The organism is Streptococcus sp. M143 (assembly GCF_000162495.1).
GTDB classification, from domain to species: Bacteria; Bacillota; Bacilli; order Lactobacillales; family Streptococcaceae; genus Streptococcus; species Streptococcus dentisani.
Map to the genome: position 1 here is coordinate 133,819 of NZ_GG730097.1, position 24,743 is coordinate 158,561.

A 24,743-nucleotide genomic window follows, 5' to 3' on the forward strand; every position below is an offset into this window, starting at 1 on the left:
GAAGGTAAACTATGATTAACAATGTTGTACTTGTAGGGCGTATGACACGTGACGCTGAGTTGCGTTATACCCCATCAAATGTAGCAGTTGCGACTTTTACTCTTGCAGTAAACCGTACATTCAAGAGTCAAAACGGCGAACGTGAGGCTGATTTCATCAATGTCGTTATGTGGCGCCAACAGGCTGAAAATCTTGCTAACTGGGCTAAAAAAGGCTCTCTTATCGGGATCACAGGTCGTATCCAGACTCGTAGTTACGATAACCAGCAAGGACAACGTGTCTACGTAACAGAAGTCGTGGCTGACAATTTCCAAATGTTGGAAAGCCGTAGCGTGCGTGAAGGACATACAGGTGGGGCTTATTCTGCACCAACTGCTAGTTATACAGCACCTACACAATCAGTACCTGACTTTTCACGTGATGAAAATCCATTTGGAGCAACCAATCCGTTGGATATTTCAGATGATGATTTACCATTCTAATGGACAATTAATACTATAAAGGAGAAAAAACATGGCTCAACAACGTCGTGGCGGATTCAAACGCCGTAAAAAAGTTGATTACATCGCAGCAAACAAAATTGAATATGTTGATTACAAAGATACTGAGCTTCTTAGCCGTTTCGTTTCAGAACGTGGGAAAATCCTTCCACGTCGTGTAACAGGAACTTCAGCTAAAAACCAACGTAAAGTAACAACAGCTATCAAGCGCGCTCGCGTAATGGCTTTGATGCCTTTCGTAAACGAAGATTAAAAAAGAGGTCCGGGGGACCTCTTTTTCAGACTTTTACAGGGCTCCGTTCGAAACGTCTACTTTTTGACCTAGTAAGATTCTTTTGTCTTACTAGGTTTTTTCTTTTAATCTTTGTTGTCGTGCTATAATGGTAGGAGAAAGCTTTAAAGGAGCATCTTATGAAGACGAAATGTTCAATTAGAAAAATGCAAGAATATGACATTAAAAATCTATCCCAAGGTTTTATCAATCAAGGTTGGCCGGGTAGAGAAGAAATTTTGGATAGATATTTTCTTGAACAAGAATGTGGGGAGAGAGAAGTCTTAGTTGCAGAGGTTGAGGGTGCTTTAGCGGGTTATATCACAATTTTGCCCTGCGCTAAGCAAGGTCCGTTCGCAGAAATCCATCCAGAACTTTCAGATTTCAATGTCTTTGAGCCCTTTCAAAATCAAGGTATTGGAAATCTCTTGCTGGAAGAAGCAGAAAAAAGAGTTAAGCTCATATCGGATAAGGTAACCCTTGGTGTTGGCCTCCATTCAGGGTATGGACCTGCCCAGAGATTGTACATCAAACGAGGCTATATTCCAGATGGAACGGGAGTTTGGTATCGAAACCAACCGTTGGAAATGAATGCCACTATTCAAAATAATGATGATTTGGTTTTGTACTTATCCAAGGAATTAGAATAAGAGATAGCAAATTTTTTGGAGATATGGGATTTCTTTACTTTATGGTATAATGGAAAGAGTTAGATTGAGAGAGGTAGAGAGATGGATGCGAAATTAAAATACAAGGCAAAGAAGATTAAGATTGTCTTCTTTGATATTGATGATACCCTGCGTACATCAAAGACAGGTTTTATTCCAGCTACGATTCCCACGGTTTTTAAGCAGTTGCGAGAAAAAGGGATTTTGACAGGGATTGCATCTGGGCGTGGTATTTTTGGAGTTGTTCCAGAGATTCGCGAGCTCAAGCCTGACTTTTTTGTGACCTTGAATGGTGCCTATATAGAAGATAAAAAAGGACAGGTCATTTATCAACATCAGATTGAGAAGAAAGATGTAGAAGAATACATTTCGTGGACTAAGAGAGAAGGAATTGACTATGGATTGGTTGGGAGTCATGCTGCCAAACTATCCACTCGGACAGAACTGATCAGTGAGGCTATTGATCCGATTTATCCGAACTTGGATGTGGATCCTGACTTTCATGAAAAAGTTGATATTTACCAGATGTGGACCTTTGAAGATAAAGGAGATAGCTTGCACTTACCAGAGTCCTTATCAGATAAACTTCGCATGGTGCGTTGGCATGAACATTCATCTGATATCGTGCCGATTTCAGGATCCAAAGCAACTGGTGTAGCCAAGGTGGTGGAACATCTAGGCTTGAAACCAGAGAATGTCATGGTCTTTGGGGATGGTCTCAATGATATGGAACTCTTTGATTATGCTGGAATCAGTATTGCCATGGGAGTTTCCCACGAAAAAATCAAAGAAAAAGCAGATTATATTACAAAAACAGTAGAAGAAGATGGCATTTTTGATGCCTTAGAAGGATTTGGTATGGTAGAAAAAGAATTGTATTTCCCACAAGTAGAAATTGAAACAGTAGAAGGTCCTCTTGCGACCATTAAGACAAATCACGGAGACTTGCGTATCAAGCTCTTCCCTGAACATGCTCCTAAAACAGTGGCTAACTTTGTTGCTCTGTCAAAAGACGGTTACTATGATGGTGTGATTTTCCATCGTATTATCAAGGACTTTATGATCCAAGGTGGAGACCCAACTGGTACTGGTATGGGAGGAGAGTCTATTTATGGAGATGCTTTTGAGGATGAATTTTCAGAAGAACTTTATAATGTTCGTGGGGCTCTTTCTATGGCCAATGCTGGTCCAAATACCAATGGCAGCCAGTTCTTTATTGTGCAAAACCAACACTTGCCCTACTCTAAGAAAGAGATTGCGCGTGGTGGCTGGCCTGAACCAATCGCTGAGATCTATGCAGAGCAAGGTGGAACTCCTCACCTTGACCGTCGTCACACTGTTTTTGGGCAATTGGTAGATGCAGAATCTTTTGCGGTCTTGGATGCCATTGCTGCTGTTGAGACAGGGGCCATGGACAAACCAGTTGAAGATGTGGTAATTGAAACGATTGAAATTGAGGATTAAGATGAAAATCGGTGATAAGCTAAATGGGCGTATTACAGGAATCCAGCCCTATGGTGCCTTTGTCGAATTAGAGACAGGGGTGATTGGGCTGATCCATATTTCAGAGATTCGGACAGGATTTATTGAAAATATCTATGAAGTTTTGAAAATTGGTGAAGAAGTACAAGTTCAGGTTGTTGATTTAGACGAATTTTCAGGTAAAGCCAGTCTATCTATTCGCACTCTGGAGGAAGAAAAACACCAGCTACCAAGACGGAGACGTTTTTCAAATGATCGTATCAAGCATGGTTTTGCACCACTTGGGCGAATGATGCCGATCTGGACAAAGGAAGCCCTCAACAATCTGAGAGAGAAAAACTAGTCTATTAGATTTCGTATCTTTTATTAAAAACATATATGCAAGAACAATTATTAAAACCAGGAGAGCGAATCAATCAGCTCTTTTCGACAGATATCAAAATCATTCAAAATAAAGAGGTGTTTAGCTATTCGGTAGATAGTGTTCTCTTATCGCGCTTTCCTCGCTTCCCTAAACGGGGCTTAATTGTGGACTTTTGTGCTGGAAATGGTGCAGTGGGACTTTTTGCTAGTTCACGTACTCAGGCGCGGATAATATCTGTAGAGATTCAGGAGCGCTTGGCAGATATGGCAGAGCGTTCGGTTCAGTTGAATGGCTTGGAAGAGCAGATGCGGGTCATCTGCGATGATTTGAAAAATATGCCTGCCCACATTCAGGGAAGTAAGGTAGATATGATTTTGTGTAATCCGCCTTATTTCAAGGTGGATCCACATTCCAATCTGAACGAGAGTGAACACTACCTTCTGGCCAGACACGAAATTGCGACTAACATAGAAGAAATCTGTCGAAGTGCTCAGAGTATTCTCAAATCCAATGGTCGTTTGGCCATGGTTCATCGTCCAGATCGGCTCTTGGATATCTTAGACATGCTTCAACGCCACAATTTGGCACCCAAGCGCCTGCAATTTGTCTATCCTAAACGTGAGAAGGAGGCCAATATGCTCTTAATCGAAGCTATCAAGGATGGCTCGACGAGTGGCTTTAAGGTCCTGCCACCTCTCATCGTTCACAATGATGATGGTTCCTATACACCAGAAATTCAAGAGATTTACTATGGATCATAAAGCCTATATGTATGTGGTGGAGTGCCGTGACGGTTCTTACTATACGGGCTATACAACTGATGTTAAGAAACGAATTACTGTCCACAATAGTGGCAAGGGAGCCAAGTATACCCGAGCACGCTTGCCAGTCAAACTCATCTATACTCAGGGTTTTGCCAGTAAGGAAGAAGCCATGTCTGCAGAAGCTCTCCTCAAACGTAAGAAGAGACCACAGAAAGAACGATTTTTATCTGAAAATCAAGAGAAAAATCTAGTCAATCATATTGATATCTAATGAGGAGTCCTTTGACTTCTCTTACTTTTGTAAAAAAAGGAAAAAAGTGCTACAATAAGATGAATAAATTAAATGAGGTATTATCATGTCTAAGATTCTAGTATTTGGTCACCAAAATCCAGACTCAGATGCCATCGGGTCATCTGTAGCCTTTGCTTATCTTGCAAAAGAAGCTTATGGATTGGACACAGAAGCGGTTGCTCTCGGTACTCCAAACGAAGAAACAGCCTTTGTTTTGAACTATTTTGGTGTAGAAGCGCCACGCGTGATTACATCAGCTAAAGCAGAAGGTGCAGAACAAGTCATCTTGACTGACCACAATGAATTCCAACAATCAGTGTCAGATATCGCTGAAGTAGAAGTTTACGGAGTTGTGGATCACCACCGTGTGGCTAACTTTGAAACTGCAAGCCCACTTTACATGCGCTTGGAACCAGTTGGATCAGCTTCATCTATCGTGTACCGCATGTTCAAAGAACATGGTGTAGCAGTTCCTAAAGAAATCGCAGGTTTGATGCTTTCAGGTTTGATTTCAGATACTCTTCTTTTGAAATCTCCAACAACTCACCCATCTGATAAAGTCATTGCTCCTGAATTGGCAGAATTAGCAGGCGTCAACTTGGAAGAGTACGGTCTTGCTATGCTCAAGGCTGGTACAAACTTGGCTAGCAAATCTGCTGAAGAATTGATTGACATCGATGCTAAGACATTTGAACTCAACGGAAATAAGGTTCGTGTTGCCCAAGTCAATACTGTTGATATTGCTGAAGTCTTGGAACGTCAAGCTGAAATTGAAGCAGCAATGCAAGCGGCTAATGCGGCAAACGGCTACTCTGACTTTGTCTTGATGATTACAGATATCGTCAACTCAAACTCAGAAATCCTTGCTCTTGGATCAAACATGGACAAGGTCGAAGCAGCCTTTAACTTTAAACTTGAAAACAACCACGCTTTCCTTCCAGGTGCTGTTTCACGTAAGAAACAAGTGGTGCCTCAGTTGACTGAAAGCTTTAATGGGTAATAGCCTGAGTGATAACTTAAACAAGGAAACTAACGTTTCCTTATAGCTAAAGGGGTTTCGGCTCCTTTTTTTCTAGGAGAGAAAGATGTTAGAAAATGGCGATTTGATTTTTGTGAAGGACCTTTCAGATATTGGGCAGGCCATCCAGGATTCTACTGGGAACTATAGTCATGTAGCCATCTTTTTGGATGGTTTGATCTACCATGCTAGTGGGCAAGCAGGTGTTATTTGTCAAGAACCGACTGAATTTTTTGAACCGACTCATCTCTATGATCTTTATGTCTACCCAGAGATGGAAGTTGACTTGGTAAAGGAGAGAGCTAGCAAACATTTGGGTGCACCCTATAATGCCTCTTTTTATCCAGATGGGAATGGCTTTTATTGCTCCCAGTATATTGCGGAAATTCTTCCTATTTTTGAGACTATTCCGATGCAATTTGGGGATGGGGAGCAGGAGATTAGTGATTTTTGGAGGGAATATTACAGGAAGCTCGAACTTCCAGTGCCTCTGAATCAACCAGGGACCAATCCTAGTCAACTAGCAGCATCCCCCCTTTTAGAATGTAAAGAAAGGAATCTTCATGATTCAGATTTTTAATCCATCTCATTTGACTCGACAGCCATTTTTTATAGATTTGGTTGACTATCTGGACCATCATGACGATGTGATTCTCCGAGAAATCAAGGCTCAGTTTCCAGATGTAGCAGTTGATAAACTCATGGAAGAGTATATAAAGGCAGGTTTGATCCGAAGGGAAAACAAACGTTATTCCCTCAATCTCCCTTTTCTAGAATCGATAGACAGTCTGGCCCTTGACCAAGAGATTTTTATCAGAGAGGACAGTCCAGTCTATCAAGCCTTGTTGGAGAAGACTTTTGAGACAGAATTGCGCAATCAAACCAATGCAGCCATTCTAGTCGAAAAGACGGACTTTGCAAGACAAAAAATGACCCTGTCTAATTATTTCTACAAGGTCAAGAATCAATATCCTTTGACACAAAAACAGCAGGAACTCTATGATATTTTAGGAGATGTCAATCCTGAGTACGCCCTCAAGTATATGACGACCTTTTTACTGAAGTTTCTCAAAAAAGACCAGCTCATGCAGAAACGTCGTGATATCTTTGTGGACAGTTTAGTCGTTCTAGGCTATATTGTGCAAAATGAAGCTGGAAAGTATGAGTTGGCCGTCGATTTTGACAAGGAGAGATTGTCTTTCTATTTGTCTTAATTAGTTGCTTTTGGGCAGATTGTTTGACTTTGCTAAAGAATAAGCATAAACTGAATGTAAGCGATAACCATTATCGTATTAAAAGCAAAGGAGACAGAGCTATGTCACTTGAAAATAAATTGGATCAAGCAACTGGTGCTATCAAAGAAGGATTTGGTAAAGTTACTGGCGATAGCAAGACAGAAGCAGAAGGCACTGTAGAAAAAACAGTTGCGAAAGCAAAAGAAGTTGTTGAAGATGCTAAAGGTGCTGTAGAAGGTGCCGTTGAAGGTCTTAAAAACTCATTTAAGAAAGAAGACTAAAAAATCAAGGGAAACATTCCCTTGATTTTTTTATAGATAACGTTCTGCGATGGCTGCGTCCCCAGGATAGTCTTCTTTCTTTCCTTGGACAATCTGGTAGCAATCAGCTCCCTTACCTGCAATAATCACGGCATCTAGTTCTTGATTTGTGATGGCCATAGCCGCCTTGATAGCTTCTTCACGATCGGCAATTTTTTCAACAGGATGACTGATATAGCTACTGATTTCATCCGCAATCGCCATTGGATCTTCATAGTTGGGGTCATCCGCGGTTAGAAAGACTTGAATCTCAGGGTGTTGATTGAGGAGGAGGCCAAAGTCTTTGCGACGACTTTCACCCTTGTTTCCAGTCGAACCGAGAACCAGAGCAATCTTTCCAGTTTGATGGGTTTCAACAACAGAAATCAGTTTTTTCAGACTATCGCCATTGTGGGCGTAGTCGATGAAGACCTTGGCACCATTTTTCTGTGTGAGGACTTCCATACGTCCTGGGACGCGGGTTGCAGCGATTCCTTTTTTGATGTCCTCTAGACTGGCACCTAGACGAAGGCAGGCAAGTCCAGCTGCAACGGCATTTTCTTGGTTAAAGTGGCCAATGAGTTGAATATCATAATCACCAGCGAGTTTACCTGTAGCGGAAAAGCTAAAGGCTTTGGAATTCTCGATTTGGTTACTTGACTGGCTACCATAGAAATCATGCTCTTGATTTTCAACTTGTTCTTTTAGCACAGAAAAGTGGTCCATGTCGCTGTTAATGACAACTGCTCGGCTATTTTCCATCAAGAGACGTTTGTGGTAGAAGTAATCTTCAAAACTTGGATGCTCAATCGGACCGATATGGTCAGGACTGATATTGAGAAACACTCCTACATCGAAAGTTAGGCCGTAGACTCGCTTAACCAAGTAGGCTTGACTGGAGACTTCCATGATGAGATGGGATCTTCCGTTATGAACAGCTTGAGCCATCATATCAAAGAGATCAATGCTCTCAGGAGTTGTGAGGGCAGATTTAAAGAAGGTCTTACCATCTAAGGTTGTATTCATGGTAGACAGCATAGCTGGGCGATGATGTTGAGCCAAGATGTTATAGGCAAAATAGGCCGCTGTTGTCTTTCCTTTTGTCCCTGTGAAAGCGAGAATTTTGAGTTTTTCTTGTGGATTGCCATAAAATTCCATGGCAATCAAACTCATGGCTTTCTTAATGTCGTTCACGACAATAACAGGAATACCGACCTCGTAGTCCTTTTCAGCTACATACCAACCTAAGCCCTGAGTTATAGCAGAAAGAAGGTATTCTTTTTTAAAGGTAGCACCTTTTGCAAAAAAAAGAGTGCCTGCTTTTACTTTACGACTGTCGTAACTGATACTATCAAAATCGACATCACTGTAATTGTAGTAGTAATGTCCCTGATCAATAATCTCACGGAAGAGACTATCTTTCTTTAAAATATCTAATACGGTTTCAATCTTTATCATACTTTCTATTATAAACTTCAAGTCTGAATTTTACAAGTAACAAGGAAAAGTTTATAATGGAAGATAAGGAACTTTTCCTAGTTATCAAAATTGAATGAGGAAGCTATGTCTAACGAAAATAATCACCAGCAAGCCCAGATGTTGCGAGGGACTGCTTGGCTAACAGCTAGTAACTTTATTAGTCGCCTCCTTGGTGCTATCTATATTATTCCCTGGTATATTTGGATGGGGACTTATGCCGCCAAGGCAAATGGTCTCTTTACCATGGGTTATAATATTTACGCCTGGTTCTTGCTGATTTCGACAGCGGGTATCCCGGTTGCGGTTGCTAAACAAGTGGCTAAGTACAATACTATGCGAGAAGAAGAGCATAGCTTTGCCTTGATTCGGAGTTTTCTAGGCTTTATGACGGGCTTGGGACTAGTCTTTGCCTTGGTCTTGTATCTCTTTTCTCCCTGGTTGGCAGATTTATCAGGCGTGGGGACAGACCTAATTCCTATCATGCAGAGTTTGGCTTGGGCAGTTCTGATTTTTCCATCTATGAGTGTTATCCGTGGCTTTTTCCAAGGGATGAATAACCTGAAGCCCTATGCTATGAGTCAAATCGCCGAGCAGGTGATCCGTGTTATCTGGATGTTGCTGGCTACTTTTATTATCATGAAGATGGGTTCTGGTGATTACTTATCAGCGGTTACTCAGTCTACCTTTGCTGCCTTTGTGGGAATGGTGGCTAGTTTTGCAGTTTTGATCTATTTCCTTGCCCAAGAAGGTTTGCTCAAGAGGGTATTTGAAACACGGGATAAGATCAATAGTAAGCGACTCCTGGTTGATACCATCAAGGAAGCCATTCCCTTTATCCTGACAGGATCAGCCATCCAGCTCTTCCAGATTTTAGACCAGATGACCTTCATCAATAGCATGACCTGGTTTACCAACTACAGCAATGAAGACTTGGTTGTCATGTTTTCTTATTTCTCAGCCAACCCTAATAAAATTACTATGATTTTGATTTCTGTCGGTGTCTCGATTGGAAGTGTTGGTTTGCCACTTTTGACGGAAAATTATGTAAAAGGTGATTTGAGAGCCGCTGCTCGTCTTGTCCAAGATAGTATGACCATGCTCTTTATGTTTCTTTTACCAGCAACAGTTGGAGTCGTCATGGTGGGGGAGCCTCTTTATACAGTCTTTTACGGTAAGCCAGATAGTCTGGCCATGGGCTTGTTTGTCTTTGCGGTTTTACAGTCTACTATTTTAGGCTTGTATATGGTTTTGTCTCCTATGCTTCAGGCCATGTTCCGAAACCGCAAGGCAGTTCTTTATTTTGTCTATGGTTCCATTGCTAAGATCGTCTTGCAATTGCCAACCATTGCTATTTTCCACAGCTACGGTCCCTTGATCTCAACGACCATCGGTCTCATCATTCCAAATGTTCTGATGTACCGAGATATTTGTCAGGTGACGGGTGCACGTCGTAAGATTATCTTAAAACGGACAATTTTGATTATGATTTTGACAATGGTCATGTTTATTCTGGTTGGTTTCCTACAGTGGATTTTAGGATTTTTCTTCCAACCAACAGGACGCTTCTGGAGTTTCCTTTATGTAGCCCTCATCGGAGGTCTCGGGGGAGGACTCTATGGTTTAATGAGTCTTGGCACTCACCTATTGGATAAGATTATTGGGAAACCTCAAGCAGACCGCCTACGAGCAAAATTTAAACGATCTTAACAAAATAGATTTATAACTAAAAGAAAAGCTAGCTCCTTGTTAAGTGTCTGGGTTAGCTGACACTTAATTTCCATAAATTAAAATCCCTAGAATCAGTTGTTCTAGGGATTTATTGGGGTGTGAGCATCATTAATTCTACAATCATAGCGATATAGAGGACTAAGGTTAGGAGAAAACCTGCTCTCCAGAAGAATTTGATAAATTTAGGGTAATAAAAACTTCGTTTTTTGAGTAGGAAAAAGACAACTAGGAGGATTGCTAGGAGAGAAAGTGCAACACCAAGTCGTGGCAGAAAGTTGTGGGTAAAGGCTTTTGCAGTGATAAGATAATACTCGAATACCAAAAGTGGAAAAGCTAAATCTGCAAAGTTCAGTCCTAGTTTTTTCAGTTTAAAAAGTTTTGTTACAATGATGGAGACCACGAGGGTTAATACCAACAATAAAGTAGCTGCTATTTTCATTAAAATCATACCCATATTGTATCATAAAAAATCATTAAAGGAAACGAGAAACAAGGGAATCTGTAGGAAAGTCAGGCTTTTGAGATTGTGGGTGATTTTTGTTATAATGAAAGTTATGAAATCTTATAATACCTTGAATGATTATTATCGAAAACTCTTTGGAGAAAAGACTTTTAAAGTTCCTATTGATGCGGGATTTGACTGTCCCAATCGGGATGGAACTGTAGCTCATGGGGGCTGTACCTTTTGTACGGTTTCAGGTTCTGGAGATGCCATTGTAGCACCAGATGCCCCTATCCGTGAGCAATTTTATAAGGAAATCGACTTTATGCACCGCAAGTGGCCAGATGTTAAAAAGTATCTGGTTTATTTTCAAAACTTTACCAATACCCATGAAAAGGTGGAAGTGATTCGGGAGCGATATGAGCAGGCTATCAATGAGCCAGGTGTAGTAGGGATCAATATCGGAACACGGCCAGACTGTTTACCCGATGAAACCATCAAATATTTGGCTGAGTTATCGGAGCGCATGCATGTGACGGTAGAATTGGGCTTACAGACAACCTTTGAAGCAACCTCTGACCTGATTAACCGTGCTCATTCTTATGAATTGTATGTTGAAACAGTAAAACGCTTGAGGAAATATCCCAAGATTGAGATTGTTTCCCATTTGATTAATGGCTTGCCCGGTGAGACTCATGAGATGATGGTCGAAAATGTCCGCCGCTGCGTCACGGATAATGATATTCAAGGAATTAAACTGCACTTGCTCCATCTCATGACCAATACGCGTATGCAAAGAGATTACCACGAAGGACGCTTGCAACTGATGAGTCAGGACGAGTATGTCAAGGTTATCTGTGACCAGTTGGAAATCATTCCTAAGCATATTGTCATCCATCGAATCACAGGAGATGCACCTAGAGATATGCTGATTGGTCCCATGTGGAGCCTCAATAAATGGGAAGTGCTAAATGCTATTGAAACTGAGATGCGCCGTCGTGGAAGTGTGCAAGGATGCAAGGCTGTAAAACAGGAGTTTTAAAATGAAAAGACCACTTGAGATGGCACATGATTTTTTGGCTGAGGTTGTGACTCAGGATGATATCGTAGTGGATGCGACCATGGGCAATGGACATGATACGCTTTTTTTAGCCAAGTTAGCCAAGCAAGTCTATGCCTTTGATATCCAGGAGCAGGCTTTGGAGAAGACGCAAGAGCGTTTGTATCAGGCTGGAATGACAAATGCCCAGTTAATCTTGCAAGGTCATGAGACGCTTGACCAGTTTGTGACAGAAGCTAAGGCAGGGATTTTTAATCTGGGTTATCTGCCTTCTGCTGACAAATCTGTCATTACACAACCTCAGACTACTATTGAAGCTTTAGAAAAGCTGTGCCATTTGCTTGTCAAGGGGGGACGGATTGCCATTATGATCTACTATGGTCATGAGGGAGGAGACATTGAAAGGGATGCTGTTTTGGACTTTGTTAGCCAGTTGAACCAACAAGAGTGTACAGTTGCCATTTATCGGACTCTCAACCAAGTTAACAATCCACCGTTTTTAGTTATGATTGAAAAATTAGAAAGGTATAGACATGGATAAACAATACCTTCGTGAGAAGCTAGAGGCTATGCGCCAAAATTTTGTCGAGTCAACGCATCACGAGCGAGCAGTCGGGGTGCTCGACGAAGCACATATGAGCAAGAAAATGCTTAAAATTAAGAAAAAATTAGTGGCTCTTGAAATGGAACGATGCCAGAAAAAAATTGAGCACAAAGACTGTTCTAAGATTGATCAGAAAATCCAAGAGCAAAAGGAGATTTTTGAATCTTGTTGTAAAAAAGATTAAGGAGGAATTGTGTGGAATTACTCATTTACTTGATTCTATTTTTATTTGTCTTAATCATTTCAACCACGACCAATAAACTTCTCCCTTTTTTGCCCCTTCCTCTTGTGCAAATCCTTTTAGGGATTGGGATTGGCTTATTTGTTCCCGATGCGGACTTTCATCTCAATACAGAGCTGTTTCTGGCCATGGTTATTGGTCCCTTACTTTTCCGGGAGGCAGAAGAAGCAGATATTACATCTGTTTTAAAACACTGGCGCATCATTGTCTACTTAATCTTTCCAGTGATTTTCATCTCGACCTTGAGTTTGGGAGCCTTGGCTCATTTCCTTTGGCTCAGTCTTCCCTTAGCTGCCTGTTTGGCTGTTGGGGCAGCGCTTGGTCCGACGGATCTGGTAGCCTTTGCTTCTCTTTCTGAGCGTTTTCGTTTTCCAAAACGGGTATCCAATATTCTCAAAGGAGAAGGACTTCTAAATGATGCTTCGGGCTTGGTAGCCTTTCGGGTGGCACTGGCTGCATGGACAACTGGCGCTTTTTCCCTCAGTCAGGCTGGAACATCCCTAGCACTTTCAATCCTTGGTGGTTTTGCAGTCGGTTTTGTGACGGCAATGATCAATCGTTTCTTGCATACATTTTTACTGAGTGTGCGAGCGACTGATATAGCGAGTGAACTCTTGCTTGAACTGAGTTTGCCTCTCATGACCTTCTTTATCGCTGAAGAAATCCATGTTTCAGGGATTATCGCAGTTGTAGTCGCAGGTATTTTGAAGGCCAGCCGCTTTAAGAAAATTACGCTCCTTGAGGCTCAAGTAGACACCGTGACGGAGACCGTCTGGCACACAGTGACCTTTATGCTAAACGGATCAGTCTTTGTTCTCTTGGGAATGGAATTAGAGTTGATTGCAGAGCCGATTCTGTCTAATTCTCTCTACAATCCCTTTCTTTTACTACTTTCAGTTGTCGTTCTGACCTTCTTGCTTTTTGCGATCCGCTTTGTCATGATTGCTGGTTTTTACTTTGTGAGAACGCGTCGACTTAAGAAAAAAATTCATAAGTACATGAAAGATATGCTTCTTTTAACCTTCTCTGGTGTTAAAGGGACAGTATCTATCGCGACCATTCTCCTCATACCAAGTCATTTGGAGCAGGAATACCCTCTGTTACTCTTCCTAGTAGCAGGCGTTACACTATTAAGCTTTCTAACAGGTTTACTGGTCCTCCCTCACTTATCTGAGGAACAAGAGGAAAGCAAGGATCATTTGATGCATATTGCGATTCTGAATGATGTAGCTGCAGAATTAGAAAAAGAGCTGGACCATCACAAGAACAAACTTCCTCTTTATGCAGCTATTGATAATTATCATGGTCGGATTGAAAACCTCATCCTTAGTCTGGAAAACAAGAGAGTCCAAGAGGACTGGGAGGCTTTAAAACTCCTCATCCTGAGTATCGAAAGCGATGGTTTGGAGCAGGCTTACGAGGAAGGGAAAATCGGTGAGCGTGGTTATCAAGTTTACCAACGCTATTTGAAAAATATGGAACAGAGTATTAATCGCAAGGTTGCTTCCCGCCTAACATATTACTTCCTTGTGTCGCTCCGTATCTTGCGTTTTGTCCTGCATGAATTGCTGACCTTTGGCCAGACCATCCGGAGTTGGAATGACAAGGAGCAACGTCGACTTCGAGCTATTGACTATGATCAAATATCCGAACTCTATCTAGAGAATACGGAGTTGATTATCGAAAGTTTGGAAAACCTAAAAGGAATCTACAAGAGTAGTCTGATCAGCTTTATGCAGGAGTCTCGCTTGCGTGAAACAGCTATTATCGGTAGTGGTGCCTTCGTCGAACGTGTTATCACTCGTATCAAACCAAACAATATCGATGAAATGCTAAGAGGTTACTACCTAGAACGTAAGTTAATCTTTGAATTCGAAGAGAAGAAATTGATTACAACCAAGTATGCCAAGAAATTACGGCAAAATGTCAACAATCTTGAGAATTATTCTCTAAAAGAAGCCGCAAATACTCTACCCTATGATATGATGGAATTAGTCAGAAGAAATTAGTTTAGAAAATCAAGTTGTATTAGGAGGATAGCAACATGAAAAAGTGGTGGAAAGAGCTGATGGAACGGCCCTTGTTGAAAGCTTTTTTACATTTTTATCAAGCTTCCGATAGTGAACTGACCAGTGTTGCGGTTGCCTACTATTGGTTGATTTCAATCTTCCCCTTGCTTATGATAATGGTCAATATTTTGCCCTATTTTCAAATTCCGATTTCAAATTTTTTGCTCACTATCAAGGAATTTGTACCAGATACAGTCTATGATGTGGTAGCAAAGATTGCCCGAGAAGTCTTGACTCAACCATCGACTGGTTTGCTGAGTTTTGCAGTCTTGTCAGCCCTTTGGACCTTCTCGAAATCGATGGATTTTCTCCAAAAAGCTTTTAATAAGGCCTATGGAGTGGCTAAGAGCCGAGGAATTATCTCCCATCAATTGATGAGTTTACTCGTCAGCTTTGGCTTGCAGATTCTTTTTGCCCTAGCCTTATTTTTGAGTATGTTTGGGCGTATGTTGCTCAACTTGCTCAAAACTTACTGGCAATCAGACAGTCCTTTCTTTGATTATCTACAGGACTTTACAGGCCCTTTGATTTATGCCCTGCTCTTTGCCATCTTGGTCATGCTCTACTATTTCCTTCCAAATGTCAGAGTCCCTCGTATTCGCTACGTTTTTCCTGGTAGTATCTTTGTTTTGCTGACGCTTGTCTTTCTGTTGAATATCTTTTCTGTCTATTTCAATAACTATGTCAACCATCTAGTCGATGTTCGATTTTTCAGTTCCATTATCGTGGTGGTCATGATGTTCTGGTTTATACTCATCGCAAAGATTCTGATTATCGGAGCAGTTATCAATGCCAGTGTACAGAGTTTGAAGGAGCCAAAATTTCGTGATAACACATTCTTTTTAAAAAATGAAGAATAAAAAAAGACGCTTTGAAAACAAAGTGTCTTTTTGTTGCATTTGCAACAAAAATATGCTATTCTATCATCATAGATGCGAAAGGAGGAAACATGTCGTTATTACGCGAAATCGGAATTATAGCCCGTGCCCTAGATTCTATTGCCAATATCGAATTTCGTGATATAGACCTAGCTCGTGGTCAGTATCTTTATTTGGTTCGAATCAAGGAAAATCCAGGTATTATCCAAGAAGCTTTATCAGATTTGCTAAAGGTTGATCGCTCAACTGTTGCCCGTTCCGTTAAAAAACTGGAAGAAAAGGGGTTAATAAAACAAGGAATGAGCAGTACAAATCGGAAAAATAAAGAGTGGTTTGTCACTGAAAAAGGAGAGGCACTTTATCCTTTTATCCTTGCTGAACATCACTATTCAGAGAATTCTGCCCTAAAAGGATTTTCCAGGGAAGAGGCCAGGGAACTGGAGAGCCTACTAATTCGGGTTAGAAAAAATATTACAAGTGATTGGGATATGGTCAAAAAAGGCCAGAAAAGAAATTATTTATAATAAGAGGTGAAAGATGAAAGTTATCGTTGAAAATGAATTTTGGAGCTTGTTTCCAGAAGCACAGATTAGCGTTTTAGTAGTAAAGGGATTAGATAATACAGTTGATGAAAGCAAGGATCCCTATTTCAAAACCTTGCTAGATAAAGGAGCTAAACGAGCTGAGGATTTCATTTCGGATGAGAATTTTACTCAGAATGATGTCATTCAAGAATGGCGTCAGGCTTTCAGCAAGTTCAAAACGAAAAAAGGTGCTCGTTCTTCGATTGAAGCCCTGCTTAAGCGGGTCAGTCAGGGAAGAGAGTTCAATCCTATTAATCCTTTAGTAGATATCTATAATAGCGTTTCATTATCTTATGCGGTTCCCTGTGGTGGTGAAGATTTGGAAAAGATTGCTGGTCATCTTCGTCTTGGAAAGGCCAAGGGGGGTGAATCTTTTTTCCCACTAGGAGCTGAAAGCGATGCGCCTGCTTTACCTGAAGAAATCATCTATTATGATGATGAGGGAGCAGTCTGTCGTTGTTTAAACTGGCGTGAAGCCCAGAGAACCATGTTGACAGAAGAGACGAAGGATGCTGTCTTGGTCATTGAAGCGATCAATGGTGAACAGGCGGCGCGTGCTCGGGTTGCCATGGAAGAATTACAGGATTTGGTGAAAGACTACTTTGGAGTTCATGGCAAACTGGTCCATCTAACTTCTGAGTCCCCAGAAATTACACTTTAAACAGAAATAGCCCTGTCATCTCTTAGGAATAAACTATCCTAAAGAAATGACGGAGCTATTTTTAATAGATAAACATGGCATCACCGAAACTGAAGAAACGGTAGTGTTCTTGAATAGCATGGTGATAGGCATCTAGGACTAAGTCACGACCTGCAAAGGCAGAAACCAACATGACGAGAGTTGATTTTGGCAGATGGAAGTTGGTTGAGAAGGCGTCTACAACCTTCCACTCGTAACCTGGTTTGATAAAGATATTGGTCCAGCCAGAATCTGCTTGGATTTGCCCATCAAACTTGGAACCGATGGTTTCCAGTGTGCGGATCGAAGTAGTTCCAACAGCAATAACACGACCTCCATTTTCCTTGACAGAGCGAAGGGTGGCTGCTGCTTCATCAGAAAGTTGGTAGAACTCTGAGTGCATTTCATGTTCGTCCAGATTGTCAACAGAAACGGGTCTAAAGGTTCCTAAACCAACGTGGAGGGTCAAATAAACCAAATGGACACCCTTGGCTTGGATTTCTGCGAGCAGTTCTTTGGTGAAGTGGAGGCCAGCAGTCGGTGCAGCAGCAGAGCCACTTTCCTTAGCGTAGACGGTTTGATAACGTTCACGGTCATCTAGTTTTTCGTGAATGTAGGGTGGTAGTGGCATTTCTCCTAGACTTTCCAAAACTTCTAGGAAAATTCCTTGGTATTCAAAGCGGACAATACGGCCTCCGTGGGTCAATTCTTCCGTAACGACAGCGCTGAGACGACCATCTCCAAAGCTGACGCGAGTGCCGACCTTGAGGCGTTTGGCAGGTTTGGCTAGGACTTCCCACTCATCACCGGCAGTATTTTTGAGAAGGAGAAGTTCCACGTGGCCTCCTGTTTCTTCCTTTTGACCATAAAGGCGGGCTGGTAGAACACGGGTGTCGTTCATAACAAGAGCATCGCCAGGTTCCAACATATCAATAATAGAGTGGAAGTGTTTATCCTGAAACTCTCCTGTTTCTCGGTTTACGATGAGGAGTTTAGAGGCATCCCGTTTTTCAAGTGGTGTTTGGGCAATCAACTCCTCAGGTAAGTGGAAATCAAAATCAGCTGTATTCATTTTTTTCATCATTCTTTCTAAGTTCTAATCTTATCCATTATAACATGTTTCAAGTTTGGACGCTCTTTTTTTGGAAATTAAATCGTTTTCACTTGACAAAAATTGGTCTATACCATATAATGAATATAGAAATATGGAGGATATGAAATGAAAGTTATTAAAGTTGAAAATCAAGTCGAAGGTGGAAAAGTAGCTTTTGAGATTTTGAAGGAAAAGTTGGCCAATGGCGCTCAAACATTGGGACTTGCGACAGGAAGCAGTCCGCTAGAGTTTTACAAGGAAATCGTTGAGAGTGATCTTGATTTCTCAAATCTAACCAGTGTGAACCTTGATGAGTATGTAGGGCTTGATGGGGACAACCCACAGTCTTATCGTTACTTTATGCAAGAACACTTATTCAACCAAAAACCATTTAAAGAAAGCTTCTTACCCCGTGGGATTAAGGACAATGCTGAAGCTGAAGTGGAACGCTACAACCAAATTTTGGCTGACCATCCAGTTGATTTGCAAATCTTGGGAATTGGTCGCAATGGACATATCGGCTTTAACGAGCCTGGCACTCCATTTGACAGTCAAACGCATTTAGTAGAACTAGACCAGTCTACTATCGAAGCCAATGCTCGCTTCTTTGACAAGATTGAAGACGTCCCAACTCAAGCCATCTCAATGGGGATTAAAAACATCTTAGATGCCAAGTCTATTATTCTTTTTGCTTACGGTGAGTCGAAAGCAGAAGCCATCGCTGGAACAGTATCAGGCCCAGTAACTGAAAGTCTACCAGCAAGTAGCCTACAAAACCACCCTGATGTGACCATTATTGCGGATGCAGCAGCGCTCAGCTTACTTGAAAAATAAAAATACAAGAACCACTTGCTCTTTGGAGTGAGTGGCTTTTTACTTCAAATGTTCACTATCTTGCTAAAGTGGTATAATATAGCTATACGGGGGAGGCTCGAACTTTGATTTATATAATCGGTTTTATTTGTTTTTTACTTTTAATGTTACTGTTTAGTCGCTTAATTCAGCAATCAAAGAATCCTTCGGGCTTTCTAGGAAAACGAATGATGAAATTGTGGAATCGAGCCTATCTCTCCATGTTTGTATGGGCAATTCGTCATCTGGATAGGACATTTTACCCTGTAATCTTAGATGTAGGAGTTGGAAACGGCCGTTCAACCATTCTGCTGAAAGAAACTTTTCCGCAAAGTACCGTAACTGGAATCGATATTTCAGATACCGCAATAACTCAAGCCAAACAGATAGAGATGGCTAATCTAAATTTTGAACGAAGAGACGTTAGGGAGACAGGCTTTTCTGATGAAAGTTTTGATTTAATCACAGCCTTTCAAACTCATTTTCATTGGCAGGATCTAGAAGCTTCTTTTATGGAACTTCGAAGAATACTCAAATCAGACGGGATGCTCTTACTAGCTTGTGAATATAACAAGTTATCTTATTTTTTACTGAAATTTCAAAGCGAAGAAGTATTTAAACGATTCTTGTTATCAATAGGCTTTGAGCTCGTAACTAGTCAAAGAAAGGGATCGTGGATCCTTTATAAAATTGTTAAAAACTAATGGAGGTACAATCATGAAACAATTATTTTTATGTTCATATTTTGCTGGTGTCAAAAATCTTTTTAGTGATTATGCAAAGGAAAAAAATCTAGAAAAAAGGTTTTATTTATTCCTACCGCTGGGAACAAAGAGGACTATACTGCCTATATCGATGAGGCTCAGCAAACATTCAGAGATTTAGGCTTTGAGATAGAGATTCTAGATATTGCTTCTTGTGATCGAGAAACTGCACAGGCAAAGATTTTCCAAAGCAAGATTCTTTATATCTCAGGCGGGAATACCTTTTATTTATTACAAGAATTAAAGAAAAAGCAACTCCTATCTCTCATCAAAGAACAAATAAGAGATGGGTTGGTCTATGTGGGAGAATCAGCAGGGGCTATCATTGCAGCCAAGGATATTGACTACAATAAACTCATGGACGACAAGACAGTAGCGACAGAGTTATCCGATACAGCGGGATTGGATGAAGTGGATTTTTACATCCTTCCACATTATGGTGAGGAACCTTTTACTGATAGTAGCAAAAAGACCTTTGAAATGTATAAAAAGCAGCTCGAATTGCTACCACTTCATAACCGCCAAGCAATTATCGTTAATGATGAGCAAATAGATATCTTAACAATAGAATAAAGATAATAAAGATGTGGTTGGAAGAACATTAATATTTTGCCACTAAAATGATTAGAGGTTGATAACTCACTTAGCGAGAATTTGCTATGGATGAATTAATTTTACGAATTCAAGGAGAGAAAAGTTATGAAAATAAAAACGCTAGATAAAATAGGTGGGGTTATTTTCTTGTTTCTAACGATTGCTATCATTGTCGTTTTTTTATCAGATACGAGCTTTTTTGAGTGGGCATTTACTAGACACCAGAATACTCTGAGTTGGTATATTCGCCCTCTCTTTATTATTCCAATCGTAATGGGAGCTTATAAAAAATCCTATAGCCTGATTTTCTTTTCTATATTTTGCTTATTCACTAGTATGTTCTGGTTCCCAAAGCCAGAAATAGTTGATGTAAAAGTAATTGAATTTTTGAATTTTGAGAAGACTTATTTAACGAGCGGATGGAGTATTGAAAAAATTATCATTCTGGCGATGATTCTAGCATTTTTTACGGCGATTATATCCTTAACATGGAGTAGACGTTGGTATGGATTATTAGCAACGGTAGTAATTGGAGCGTTTCTGAAGGTTGCTCATAGTCTTTTATTTAGTGGAGGAAGTGGCATATCAATTGTGAAACCAGCGATTTTGGGCTTGATTCTCTGCATCTTAGCGATTTATTTCATCTTCAAAAGAAGAAAGTGAAGATAATATAAGTTTATGGTCGCTTTTCTCTTGACAATTATTCACTTTGTGTGTAGAATAGAATAGATCTTGAACTTGAAGGGAGTGAAAAAAATGTCTAAAACAGTAGTACGTAAGAATGAATCTCTTGACGATGCACTTCGTCGTTTCAAACGTGCGGTTACTAAAGCTGGTACTCTTCAAGAAACACGCAAACGTGAATTCTATGAAAAACCTTCTGTAAAACGTAAACGTAAATCAGAAGCAGCTCGTAAACGTAAAAAATTCTAATTTGAAATGAAAGGCTAGAGAAATCTAGTCTTTTTACTTTTTAAATAAATACTGTAAATCCTGCAAAAAAAGGAAACTTCCAACTACAATCTGATATAATAGTAGGGAGAACTCGATTGAAGGAGGAAATTATGTCGGTTTTAGTAAGAGATGTCATTGAAAAGCTCAGACTAGATATTGTCTATGGTGAAGGCGAGTTACTTGAAAAGGAAATCAACACTGCGGACATTATGAGACCAGGTCTTGAAATGACGGGCTATTTTGATTACTATACTCCAGAACGGATTCAACTGTTAGGGATGAAGGAGTGGTCCTATTTGGTCGCTATGCCTGCCCATAACCGTTATCAAGTTTTGAAGAAAATGTTTCTACCTGAAACACCTGCTGTCATCGTTGCTCGTGGCTTGGTAGTGCCAGAAGAAATGTTGAAAGCTGCTAGGGAATGTAAGATTGCGATTTTAACCAGTCGAACATCAACCAGTCGTTTATCTGGAGAGTTATCTAGCTACCTTGATTCCCGTTTGGCTGAACGTACGAGTGTGCATGGTGTCTTGATGGATATCTATGGTATGGGTGTCTTGATCCAAGGGGATAGTGGTATCGGTAAGAGTGAGACAGGTCTTGAGCTTGTGAAACGCGGACACCGTTTGGTAGCAGATGACCGTGTGGATATCTTTGCTAAGGATGAAATGACTCTTTGGGGAGAGCCCGCTGAAATATTGAAGCATTTACTTGAGATTCGTGGAGTGGGTATTATTGACGTGATGAGTCTCTACGGAGCAAGCGCTGTAAAAGATTCCTCACAAGTTCAGCTGGCAGTCTATTTGGAAAATTACGATACCCATAAGACCTTTGATCGTCTAGGAAACAATGCCGAAGAACTAGAAGTTTCTGGTGTGACGATTCCGCGTATCCGCATCCCAGTAAAAACAGGACGCAATATCTCTGTCGTTATTGAGGCGGCAGCCATGAACTATCGCGCTAAAGAAATGGGATTTGATGCGACGCGTTTATTTGAAGAACGCTTGACTAATCTCATCTCCAAAAATGAGGTGAAAAATGATTAATCCAGTCGCATTTGAAATCGGTCCTTTTTCTATTCGTTGGTATGCTCTGTGTATTGTGGCTGGTTTGATTTTGGCAGTCTACCTTGCCATGAAGGAAGCTCCTAAAAAGAAAATTCTATCAGATGATATTTTAGATTTTATCCTGATTGCTTTTCCGGTAGCTATTTTAGGTGCTAGGCTATACTACGTACTCTTTCGCTTAGATTATTATCTGCAAAATCCAGGTGAAATCATCGCCATTTGGAATGGTGGCTTGGCCATTTATGGAGGTTTGATAGCAGGGGCTATTGTCCTTTATATCTTTGCAGATAGAAAGCTGATTAATACTTGGGATTTCTTAGATATTGCAGCACCGAGCGTCATGGTTGCCCAGAGTCTAGGACGCTGGGGGAACTTCTTTAACCAAGAAGCCTATGGTGCAGCGGTAGATAATCTGGATTATTTGCCAGGCTTTATCCGTGACCAGATGTACATCGAGGGGAGCTATCGTCAACCGACCTTCCTATATGAGTCGGTTTGGAATCTGATCGGATTTGCTTTGATTTTGATTTTTAGACGAAAATTAAAGGGAATCAGACGTGGTCAGATCACGGCTTTCTACTTGATTTGGTATGGCTTTGGTCGTATGATTATCGAAGGCATGCGGACAGACAGTCTCATGTTCTTTGGTCTGCGAGTTTCCCAATGGTTATCAGTCGTTCTTATCGGACTCGGTATTTTTATCATACTTTATCAAAATCGAAAGAAAGCCCCTTTCTATCATACAGAGGAGGAAAAATAAATGTTAGAAGTTGCATATATTCTTGTTGCGATTGCTTTGATTGTCTGTTTAGTCTATTTGACGATCACGATTCAAAAAGCAGGTCGTATGATTGATGAGACAGAGAAAACCATCAAAACATTGAGCTCAGATGTGAACGTTACCCTGCATCATACCAATGAATTGTTGGTTAAGGTCAATGTGTTGGCAGACGATATCAATATCAAAGTTGCGACGATTGATCCACTCTTTACAGCTGTAGCGGACTTGTCAGAATCAGTATCTGACCTCAACCAACATGCGCGTGTCTTGGGTAAAAAAGCCTCATCAGCTGGTTCAAAGACCATTAAGACAGGTGCAGGATTGTCAGCTCTTCGTTTCGCAAGTAAAATTTTCAAAAAATAGAAAAGGAGAAATCTTATGGGTAAACTATCCTCAATCCTTTTAGGAACGGTTTCTGGTGCAGCTCTTGCTTTGTTTTTGACGAGTGACAAGGGCAAGCAAGTTTGTAGTCAAGCTCAGGATTTTCTAGATGATTTGAGAGAAGATCCAGAATATGCTAGAGAGCAGGTTTGTGAGAAACTAACTGAAGTGAAGGAACAGGCAAGGGACTTTGTGCTGAAAACAAAGGAACAAGTAGAATCTGGTGAAATCACTTTTGATAGTGTCCTTGACCAAGCCAAAACATGTGCTCGACAAGCAACAGAAGCGTCAAAGGAAACCTTTAACAATCTCAAGGAGCAGTGGCAAGAACAGTCAGCAACCCCAGACGTTGCTGAAGACCAAGAAGAAATCATCATCGATATTAGTGAAGTATAAGGTATCACCATCTCTGATTTTTGGAGATGGTGATTTTTATCTGCAACCAGTCTTTGTGGTATAATAAATACTATGCAGAAAAAACCAACGTCAGCCTATGTGCATATCCCCTTTTGCACACAGATTTGTTATTATTGTGACTTTTCAAAAGTTTTTATTAAAAATCAGCCAGTAGATAGTTATCTGGAGCATTTGCTAGAAGAGTTTCGTTCTTATGATATCCAAAAGTTGCGAACTCTCTACATTGGAGGAGGGACGCCAACTGCTTTGTCTGCTCCGCAATTAGAAGTGCTCTTGGATGGCCTGACTAAAAACCTGGACTTGTCTGTCTTGGAGGAGCTGACGATTGAGGCCAATCCAGGAGACTTGGACGCGGATAAGATTGCGGTTTTGAAACATTCGCCAGTCAATCGTGTTTCCTTAGGTGTGCAGACTTTTGATGACAAAATGCTGAAAAAGATTGGGCGTAGCCACTTGGAGAAGGATATTTATGAGAATATCGACCGCCTCAAATTGGCTGGTTTTGACAATATCTCCATCGATCTAATCTACGCTCTTCCAGGTCAAACTATGGATCAAGTCAAGGAAAATGTAGCTAAGGCTATCTCGCTTGATATTCCTCATATGAGCCTTTATAGCTTGATTTTGGAGAATCATACGGTCTTTATGAACCGCATGAGACGTGGGAAATTGCCCCTGCCCAAGGAAGAGTTAGAAGCAGAGATGTTTGAGTACATCATCGCAGAGCTTGAGCGAGCTGGTTTTGAGCATTATGAGATTTCCAATTTCTCTAAACCTGGCTTTGAAAGCCGCCACAATCTCATGTACTGGGACAATGCCGAGTATTATGGTATCGGTGCGGGTGCTTCAGGTTATGTGAACGGGGTGCGTTATAAAAACCACGGTCCTATCCGCCACTATCTCAATGCGGTAGAGGCAGGAAATGCTCGGATAACAGAAGAACACCTGAGCCAAAAGGAGCAGATGGAAGAAGAAATGTTCCTAGGCCTCCGCAAGAAATCCGGGGTTTCCATGGCACGATTTGAGGAAAAATTCGGACGGTCCTTTGATGGACTTTATGGCGAAATCATCAGAGACTTGGTTCAACAAGGACTCATGCAGATCGACGGTGATCATGTTCGAATGACAAAGAGAGGTCTCTTTTTGGGAGACACCGTAGCAGAACGATTTATTTTGGAGTAGA

Annotated in this window: 31 protein-coding genes and 1 pseudogene; 29 read left to right on the forward strand and 3 right to left on the reverse strand. The window is 40.9% G+C overall.

From position 1 onward, the window contains the following. Window positions 1–11: 11 nt before the first annotated feature. From ssbA to HMPREF0850_RS0103300, 11 genes are all read left to right on the forward strand, one after another. Window positions 12–482 carry a single-stranded DNA-binding protein SsbA gene (gene ssbA / locus HMPREF0850_RS07300; protein ID WP_000609594.1) on the forward strand — a complete coding sequence of 157 codons (471 nt, stop codon included), beginning with the start codon at window positions 12–14 and terminating at the stop codon, window positions 480–482. 31 nt (window positions 483–513) lie between these two features. Continuing rightward, window positions 514–753 (forward strand): 30S ribosomal protein S18, encoded by a 240-nt coding sequence (rpsR, locus tag HMPREF0850_RS07305; RefSeq protein WP_000068664.1) that lies wholly within the window; start codon window positions 514–516, stop codon window positions 751–753. A 158-nt stretch (window positions 754–911) separates the two neighbouring features. Then, window positions 912–1,421 (forward strand): GNAT family N-acetyltransferase, encoded by a 510-nt coding sequence (locus tag HMPREF0850_RS07310; RefSeq protein ID WP_000849922.1) that lies wholly within the window; start codon window positions 912–914, stop codon window positions 1,419–1,421. An 81-nt stretch (window positions 1,422–1,502) separates the two neighbouring features. Then, the gene (locus HMPREF0850_RS07315) at window positions 1,503–2,903 is read left to right on the forward strand and encodes a bifunctional Cof-type HAD-IIB family hydrolase/peptidylprolyl isomerase (protein ID WP_000338988.1); all 1,401 of its coding nucleotides are present in this window, start codon (window positions 1,503–1,505) and stop codon (window positions 2,901–2,903) included. A gap of 1 nt (window position 2,904) precedes the next feature. Further along, complete coding sequence (locus HMPREF0850_RS07320; protein WP_000689611.1) at window positions 2,905–3,264, forward strand: S1 RNA-binding domain-containing protein; 360 nt, start codon at window positions 2,905–2,907, stop codon at window positions 3,262–3,264. 35 nt (window positions 3,265–3,299) lie between these two features. Then, window positions 3,300–4,046 carry a tRNA1(Val) (adenine(37)-N6)-methyltransferase gene (locus HMPREF0850_RS07325; RefSeq protein ID WP_001157796.1) on the forward strand — a complete coding sequence of 249 codons (747 nt, stop codon included), beginning with the start codon at window positions 3,300–3,302 and terminating at the stop codon, window positions 4,044–4,046. Continuing rightward, window positions 4,036–4,320, forward strand: a complete 285-nt coding sequence (locus HMPREF0850_RS07330) for a GIY-YIG nuclease family protein (RefSeq protein WP_000349622.1) — start codon at window positions 4,036–4,038, stop codon at window positions 4,318–4,320. The genes HMPREF0850_RS07325 and HMPREF0850_RS07330 overlap by 11 nt, the downstream gene beginning before the upstream one ends. Window positions 4,321–4,405: 85 nt before the next feature. Further along, entirely contained in the window at window positions 4,406–5,341 is a 936-nt protein-coding gene (locus HMPREF0850_RS07335; RefSeq protein WP_000036036.1) for a manganese-dependent inorganic pyrophosphatase, read from the forward strand. Window positions 5,342–5,426: 85 nt separating this feature from the next. Continuing rightward, window positions 5,427–5,939, forward strand: coding sequence for a YiiX/YebB-like N1pC/P60 family cysteine hydrolase (locus HMPREF0850_RS07340; protein ID WP_000892220.1), 513 nt, complete (start codon window positions 5,427–5,429; stop codon window positions 5,937–5,939). Further along, the gene (locus HMPREF0850_RS07345) at window positions 5,923–6,573 is read left to right on the forward strand and encodes a DUF1803 domain-containing protein (protein ID WP_000614462.1); all 651 of its coding nucleotides are present in this window, start codon (window positions 5,923–5,925) and stop codon (window positions 6,571–6,573) included. The genes HMPREF0850_RS07340 and HMPREF0850_RS07345 overlap by 17 nt, the downstream gene beginning before the upstream one ends. A gap of 101 nt (window positions 6,574–6,674) precedes the next feature. Further along, entirely contained in the window at window positions 6,675–6,875 is a 201-nt protein-coding gene (locus HMPREF0850_RS0103300) for a CsbD family protein (RefSeq protein WP_000051179.1), read from the forward strand. A gap of 30 nt (window positions 6,876–6,905) precedes the next feature. Here the strand turns inward: HMPREF0850_RS0103300 and HMPREF0850_RS07350 are convergent, their stop codons facing one another. Next, window positions 6,906–8,351 (reverse strand): UDP-N-acetylmuramoyl-L-alanyl-D-glutamate--L-lysine ligase, encoded by a 1,446-nt coding sequence (locus tag HMPREF0850_RS07350; protein ID WP_000590328.1) that lies wholly within the window; start codon window positions 8,349–8,351, stop codon window positions 6,906–6,908. Between the two features lie 105 nt (window positions 8,352–8,456). Here HMPREF0850_RS07350 and HMPREF0850_RS07355 point away from each other — a divergent pair, with 105 nt between their 5' ends. Beyond that, window positions 8,457–10,079: a putative polysaccharide biosynthesis protein gene (locus HMPREF0850_RS07355; protein WP_000064193.1), complete on the forward strand. Its 1,623-nt coding sequence runs from the start codon at window positions 8,457–8,459 to the stop codon at window positions 10,077–10,079. 109 nt (window positions 10,080–10,188) lie between these two features. Here HMPREF0850_RS07355 and HMPREF0850_RS07360 read toward each other — a convergent pair whose 3' ends face one another. Then, window positions 10,189–10,554 carry a DUF3397 domain-containing protein gene (locus HMPREF0850_RS07360; protein ID WP_025168386.1) on the reverse strand — a complete coding sequence of 122 codons (366 nt, stop codon included), beginning with the start codon at window positions 10,552–10,554 and terminating at the stop codon, window positions 10,189–10,191. A gap of 91 nt (window positions 10,555–10,645) precedes the next feature. Here HMPREF0850_RS07360 and HMPREF0850_RS07365 point away from each other — a divergent pair, with 91 nt between their 5' ends. The 7 genes from HMPREF0850_RS07365 to HMPREF0850_RS07395 all read left to right on the forward strand — a co-directional run bounded on the left by HMPREF0850_RS07365 (window position 10,646) and on the right by HMPREF0850_RS07395 (window position 16,639). Beyond that, entirely contained in the window at window positions 10,646–11,584 is a 939-nt protein-coding gene (locus HMPREF0850_RS07365) for a TIGR01212 family radical SAM protein (protein WP_000867020.1), read from the forward strand. A 1-nt stretch (window position 11,585) separates the two neighbouring features. Further along, the gene (locus HMPREF0850_RS07370; RefSeq protein ID WP_000828444.1) at window positions 11,586–12,143 is read left to right on the forward strand and encodes a tRNA (mnm(5)s(2)U34)-methyltransferase; all 558 of its coding nucleotides are present in this window, start codon (window positions 11,586–11,588) and stop codon (window positions 12,141–12,143) included. Further along, window positions 12,136–12,390, forward strand: a complete 255-nt coding sequence (locus HMPREF0850_RS07375) for a hypothetical protein (protein WP_000361094.1) — start codon at window positions 12,136–12,138, stop codon at window positions 12,388–12,390. The genes HMPREF0850_RS07370 and HMPREF0850_RS07375 overlap by 8 nt, the downstream gene beginning before the upstream one ends. 11 nt (window positions 12,391–12,401) lie before the next feature. Beyond that, on the forward strand, window positions 12,402–14,456 hold the full coding sequence (locus HMPREF0850_RS07380; RefSeq protein WP_000421619.1) for a cation:proton antiporter: 2,055 nt from the start codon (window positions 12,402–12,404) through the stop codon (window positions 14,454–14,456). A 35-nt stretch (window positions 14,457–14,491) separates the two neighbouring features. Further along, the gene (locus tag HMPREF0850_RS07385; RefSeq protein ID WP_000759524.1) at window positions 14,492–15,376 is read left to right on the forward strand and encodes a YihY/virulence factor BrkB family protein; all 885 of its coding nucleotides are present in this window, start codon (window positions 14,492–14,494) and stop codon (window positions 15,374–15,376) included. Between the two features lie 89 nt (window positions 15,377–15,465). Next, the gene (locus HMPREF0850_RS07390; RefSeq protein WP_000055209.1) at window positions 15,466–15,918 is read left to right on the forward strand and encodes a MarR family winged helix-turn-helix transcriptional regulator; all 453 of its coding nucleotides are present in this window, start codon (window positions 15,466–15,468) and stop codon (window positions 15,916–15,918) included. A 13-nt stretch (window positions 15,919–15,931) separates the two neighbouring features. Beyond that, on the forward strand, window positions 15,932–16,639 hold the full coding sequence (locus HMPREF0850_RS07395; RefSeq protein ID WP_000864841.1) for a B3/B4 domain-containing protein: 708 nt from the start codon (window positions 15,932–15,934) through the stop codon (window positions 16,637–16,639). A gap of 61 nt (window positions 16,640–16,700) precedes the next feature. Here the strand turns inward: HMPREF0850_RS07395 and queA are convergent, their stop codons facing one another. Continuing rightward, on the reverse strand, window positions 16,701–17,729 hold the full coding sequence (gene queA / locus HMPREF0850_RS07400) for a tRNA preQ1(34) S-adenosylmethionine ribosyltransferase-isomerase QueA (RefSeq protein WP_009013937.1): 1,029 nt from the start codon (window positions 17,727–17,729) through the stop codon (window positions 16,701–16,703). 147 nt (window positions 17,730–17,876) lie between these two features. Here queA and HMPREF0850_RS07405 point away from each other — a divergent pair, with 147 nt between their 5' ends. From HMPREF0850_RS07405 to hemW, 10 genes and pseudogenes are all read left to right on the forward strand, one after another. Beyond that, window positions 17,877–18,584, forward strand: a complete 708-nt coding sequence (locus HMPREF0850_RS07405) for a glucosamine-6-phosphate deaminase (RefSeq protein ID WP_000864605.1) — start codon at window positions 17,877–17,879, stop codon at window positions 18,582–18,584. Window positions 18,585–18,688: 104 nt separating this feature from the next. Beyond that, a complete protein-coding gene (locus tag HMPREF0850_RS07410; RefSeq protein WP_009013938.1) occupies window positions 18,689–19,306 on the forward strand; it encodes a class I SAM-dependent methyltransferase in 618 nt (205 codons plus the stop codon). Between the two features lie 13 nt (window positions 19,307–19,319). After that, window positions 19,320–19,939 (forward strand): annotated as a pseudogene (locus HMPREF0850_RS07415) (Type 1 glutamine amidotransferase-like domain-containing protein). A 126-nt stretch (window positions 19,940–20,065) separates the two neighbouring features. Continuing rightward, a complete protein-coding gene (locus HMPREF0850_RS07420; protein ID WP_000695596.1) occupies window positions 20,066–20,623 on the forward strand; it encodes a hypothetical protein in 558 nt (185 codons plus the stop codon). Window positions 20,624–20,716: 93 nt separating this feature from the next. Next, window positions 20,717–20,893, forward strand: coding sequence for a 30S ribosomal protein S21 (gene rpsU, locus HMPREF0850_RS07425; protein ID WP_000048054.1), 177 nt, complete (start codon window positions 20,717–20,719; stop codon window positions 20,891–20,893). Window positions 20,894–21,024: 131 nt separating this feature from the next. Then, window positions 21,025–21,960 (forward strand): HPr(Ser) kinase/phosphatase, encoded by a 936-nt coding sequence (gene hprK / locus HMPREF0850_RS07430; RefSeq protein ID WP_000115189.1) that lies wholly within the window; start codon window positions 21,025–21,027, stop codon window positions 21,958–21,960. After that, window positions 21,953–22,741 carry a prolipoprotein diacylglyceryl transferase gene (gene lgt, locus HMPREF0850_RS07435; protein ID WP_000609717.1) on the forward strand — a complete coding sequence of 263 codons (789 nt, stop codon included), beginning with the start codon at window positions 21,953–21,955 and terminating at the stop codon, window positions 22,739–22,741. Before hprK ends, lgt begins: the two co-directional genes overlap by 8 nt. Beyond that, window positions 22,742–23,125: a DUF948 domain-containing protein gene (locus HMPREF0850_RS07440; protein ID WP_000895026.1), complete on the forward strand. Its 384-nt coding sequence runs from the start codon at window positions 22,742–22,744 to the stop codon at window positions 23,123–23,125. Between the two features lie 15 nt (window positions 23,126–23,140). Then, on the forward strand, window positions 23,141–23,539 hold the full coding sequence (locus HMPREF0850_RS07445; RefSeq protein WP_000517388.1) for a YtxH domain-containing protein: 399 nt from the start codon (window positions 23,141–23,143) through the stop codon (window positions 23,537–23,539). Window positions 23,540–23,611: 72 nt separating this feature from the next. After that, window positions 23,612–24,742, forward strand: a complete 1,131-nt coding sequence (hemW, locus tag HMPREF0850_RS07450) for a radical SAM family heme chaperone HemW (RefSeq protein ID WP_001170084.1) — start codon at window positions 23,612–23,614, stop codon at window positions 24,740–24,742. Window position 24,743 lies beyond the last annotated feature (1 nt).

What these genes read in the sequence shown, in the direction of transcription:
- ssbA (WP_000609594.1), top strand. Translation starts at nt 12, where the DNA reads ATGATTAACAATGTTGTACTTGTAGGGCGTATGACACGTGACGCTGAG.
- rpsR (WP_000068664.1), top strand. Translation starts at nt 514, where the DNA reads ATGGCTCAACAACGTCGTGGCGGATTCAAACGCCGTAAAAAAGTTGAT.
- HMPREF0850_RS07310 (WP_000849922.1), top strand. Translation starts at nt 912, where the DNA reads ATGAAGACGAAATGTTCAATTAGAAAAATGCAAGAATATGACATTAAA.
- HMPREF0850_RS07315 (WP_000338988.1), top strand. Translation starts at nt 1,503, where the DNA reads ATGGATGCGAAATTAAAATACAAGGCAAAGAAGATTAAGATTGTCTTC.
- HMPREF0850_RS07320 (WP_000689611.1), top strand. Translation starts at nt 2,905, where the DNA reads ATGAAAATCGGTGATAAGCTAAATGGGCGTATTACAGGAATCCAGCCC.
- HMPREF0850_RS07325 (WP_001157796.1), top strand. Translation starts at nt 3,300, where the DNA reads ATGCAAGAACAATTATTAAAACCAGGAGAGCGAATCAATCAGCTCTTT.
- HMPREF0850_RS07330 (WP_000349622.1), top strand. Translation starts at nt 4,036, where the DNA reads ATGGATCATAAAGCCTATATGTATGTGGTGGAGTGCCGTGACGGTTCT.
- HMPREF0850_RS07335 (WP_000036036.1), top strand. Translation starts at nt 4,406, where the DNA reads ATGTCTAAGATTCTAGTATTTGGTCACCAAAATCCAGACTCAGATGCC.
- HMPREF0850_RS07340 (WP_000892220.1), top strand. Translation starts at nt 5,427, where the DNA reads ATGTTAGAAAATGGCGATTTGATTTTTGTGAAGGACCTTTCAGATATT.
- HMPREF0850_RS07345 (WP_000614462.1), top strand. Translation starts at nt 5,923, where the DNA reads ATGATTCAGATTTTTAATCCATCTCATTTGACTCGACAGCCATTTTTT.
- HMPREF0850_RS0103300 (WP_000051179.1), top strand. Translation starts at nt 6,675, where the DNA reads ATGTCACTTGAAAATAAATTGGATCAAGCAACTGGTGCTATCAAAGAA.
- HMPREF0850_RS07350 (WP_000590328.1), bottom strand. Translation starts at nt 8,351, where the DNA reads ATGATAAAGATTGAAACCGTATTAGATATTTTAAAGAAAGATAGTCTC.
- HMPREF0850_RS07355 (WP_000064193.1), top strand. Translation starts at nt 8,457, where the DNA reads ATGTCTAACGAAAATAATCACCAGCAAGCCCAGATGTTGCGAGGGACT.
- HMPREF0850_RS07360 (WP_025168386.1), bottom strand. Translation starts at nt 10,554, where the DNA reads ATGGGTATGATTTTAATGAAAATAGCAGCTACTTTATTGTTGGTATTA.
- HMPREF0850_RS07365 (WP_000867020.1), top strand. Translation starts at nt 10,646, where the DNA reads ATGAAAGTTATGAAATCTTATAATACCTTGAATGATTATTATCGAAAA.
- HMPREF0850_RS07370 (WP_000828444.1), top strand. Translation starts at nt 11,586, where the DNA reads ATGAAAAGACCACTTGAGATGGCACATGATTTTTTGGCTGAGGTTGTG.
- HMPREF0850_RS07375 (WP_000361094.1), top strand. Translation starts at nt 12,136, where the DNA reads ATGGATAAACAATACCTTCGTGAGAAGCTAGAGGCTATGCGCCAAAAT.
- HMPREF0850_RS07385 (WP_000759524.1), top strand. Translation starts at nt 14,492, where the DNA reads ATGAAAAAGTGGTGGAAAGAGCTGATGGAACGGCCCTTGTTGAAAGCT.
- HMPREF0850_RS07390 (WP_000055209.1), top strand. Translation starts at nt 15,466, where the DNA reads ATGTCGTTATTACGCGAAATCGGAATTATAGCCCGTGCCCTAGATTCT.
- HMPREF0850_RS07395 (WP_000864841.1), top strand. Translation starts at nt 15,932, where the DNA reads ATGAAAGTTATCGTTGAAAATGAATTTTGGAGCTTGTTTCCAGAAGCA.
- queA (WP_009013937.1), bottom strand. Translation starts at nt 17,729, where the DNA reads ATGAATACAGCTGATTTTGATTTCCACTTACCTGAGGAGTTGATTGCC.
- HMPREF0850_RS07405 (WP_000864605.1), top strand. Translation starts at nt 17,877, where the DNA reads ATGAAAGTTATTAAAGTTGAAAATCAAGTCGAAGGTGGAAAAGTAGCT.
- HMPREF0850_RS07420 (WP_000695596.1), top strand. Translation starts at nt 20,066, where the DNA reads ATGAAAATAAAAACGCTAGATAAAATAGGTGGGGTTATTTTCTTGTTT.
- rpsU (WP_000048054.1), top strand. Translation starts at nt 20,717, where the DNA reads ATGTCTAAAACAGTAGTACGTAAGAATGAATCTCTTGACGATGCACTT.
- hprK (WP_000115189.1), top strand. Translation starts at nt 21,025, where the DNA reads ATGTCGGTTTTAGTAAGAGATGTCATTGAAAAGCTCAGACTAGATATT.
- lgt (WP_000609717.1), top strand. Translation starts at nt 21,953, where the DNA reads ATGATTAATCCAGTCGCATTTGAAATCGGTCCTTTTTCTATTCGTTGG.
- HMPREF0850_RS07440 (WP_000895026.1), top strand. Translation starts at nt 22,742, where the DNA reads ATGTTAGAAGTTGCATATATTCTTGTTGCGATTGCTTTGATTGTCTGT.
- HMPREF0850_RS07445 (WP_000517388.1), top strand. Translation starts at nt 23,141, where the DNA reads ATGGGTAAACTATCCTCAATCCTTTTAGGAACGGTTTCTGGTGCAGCT.
- hemW (WP_001170084.1), top strand. Translation starts at nt 23,612, where the DNA reads ATGCAGAAAAAACCAACGTCAGCCTATGTGCATATCCCCTTTTGCACA.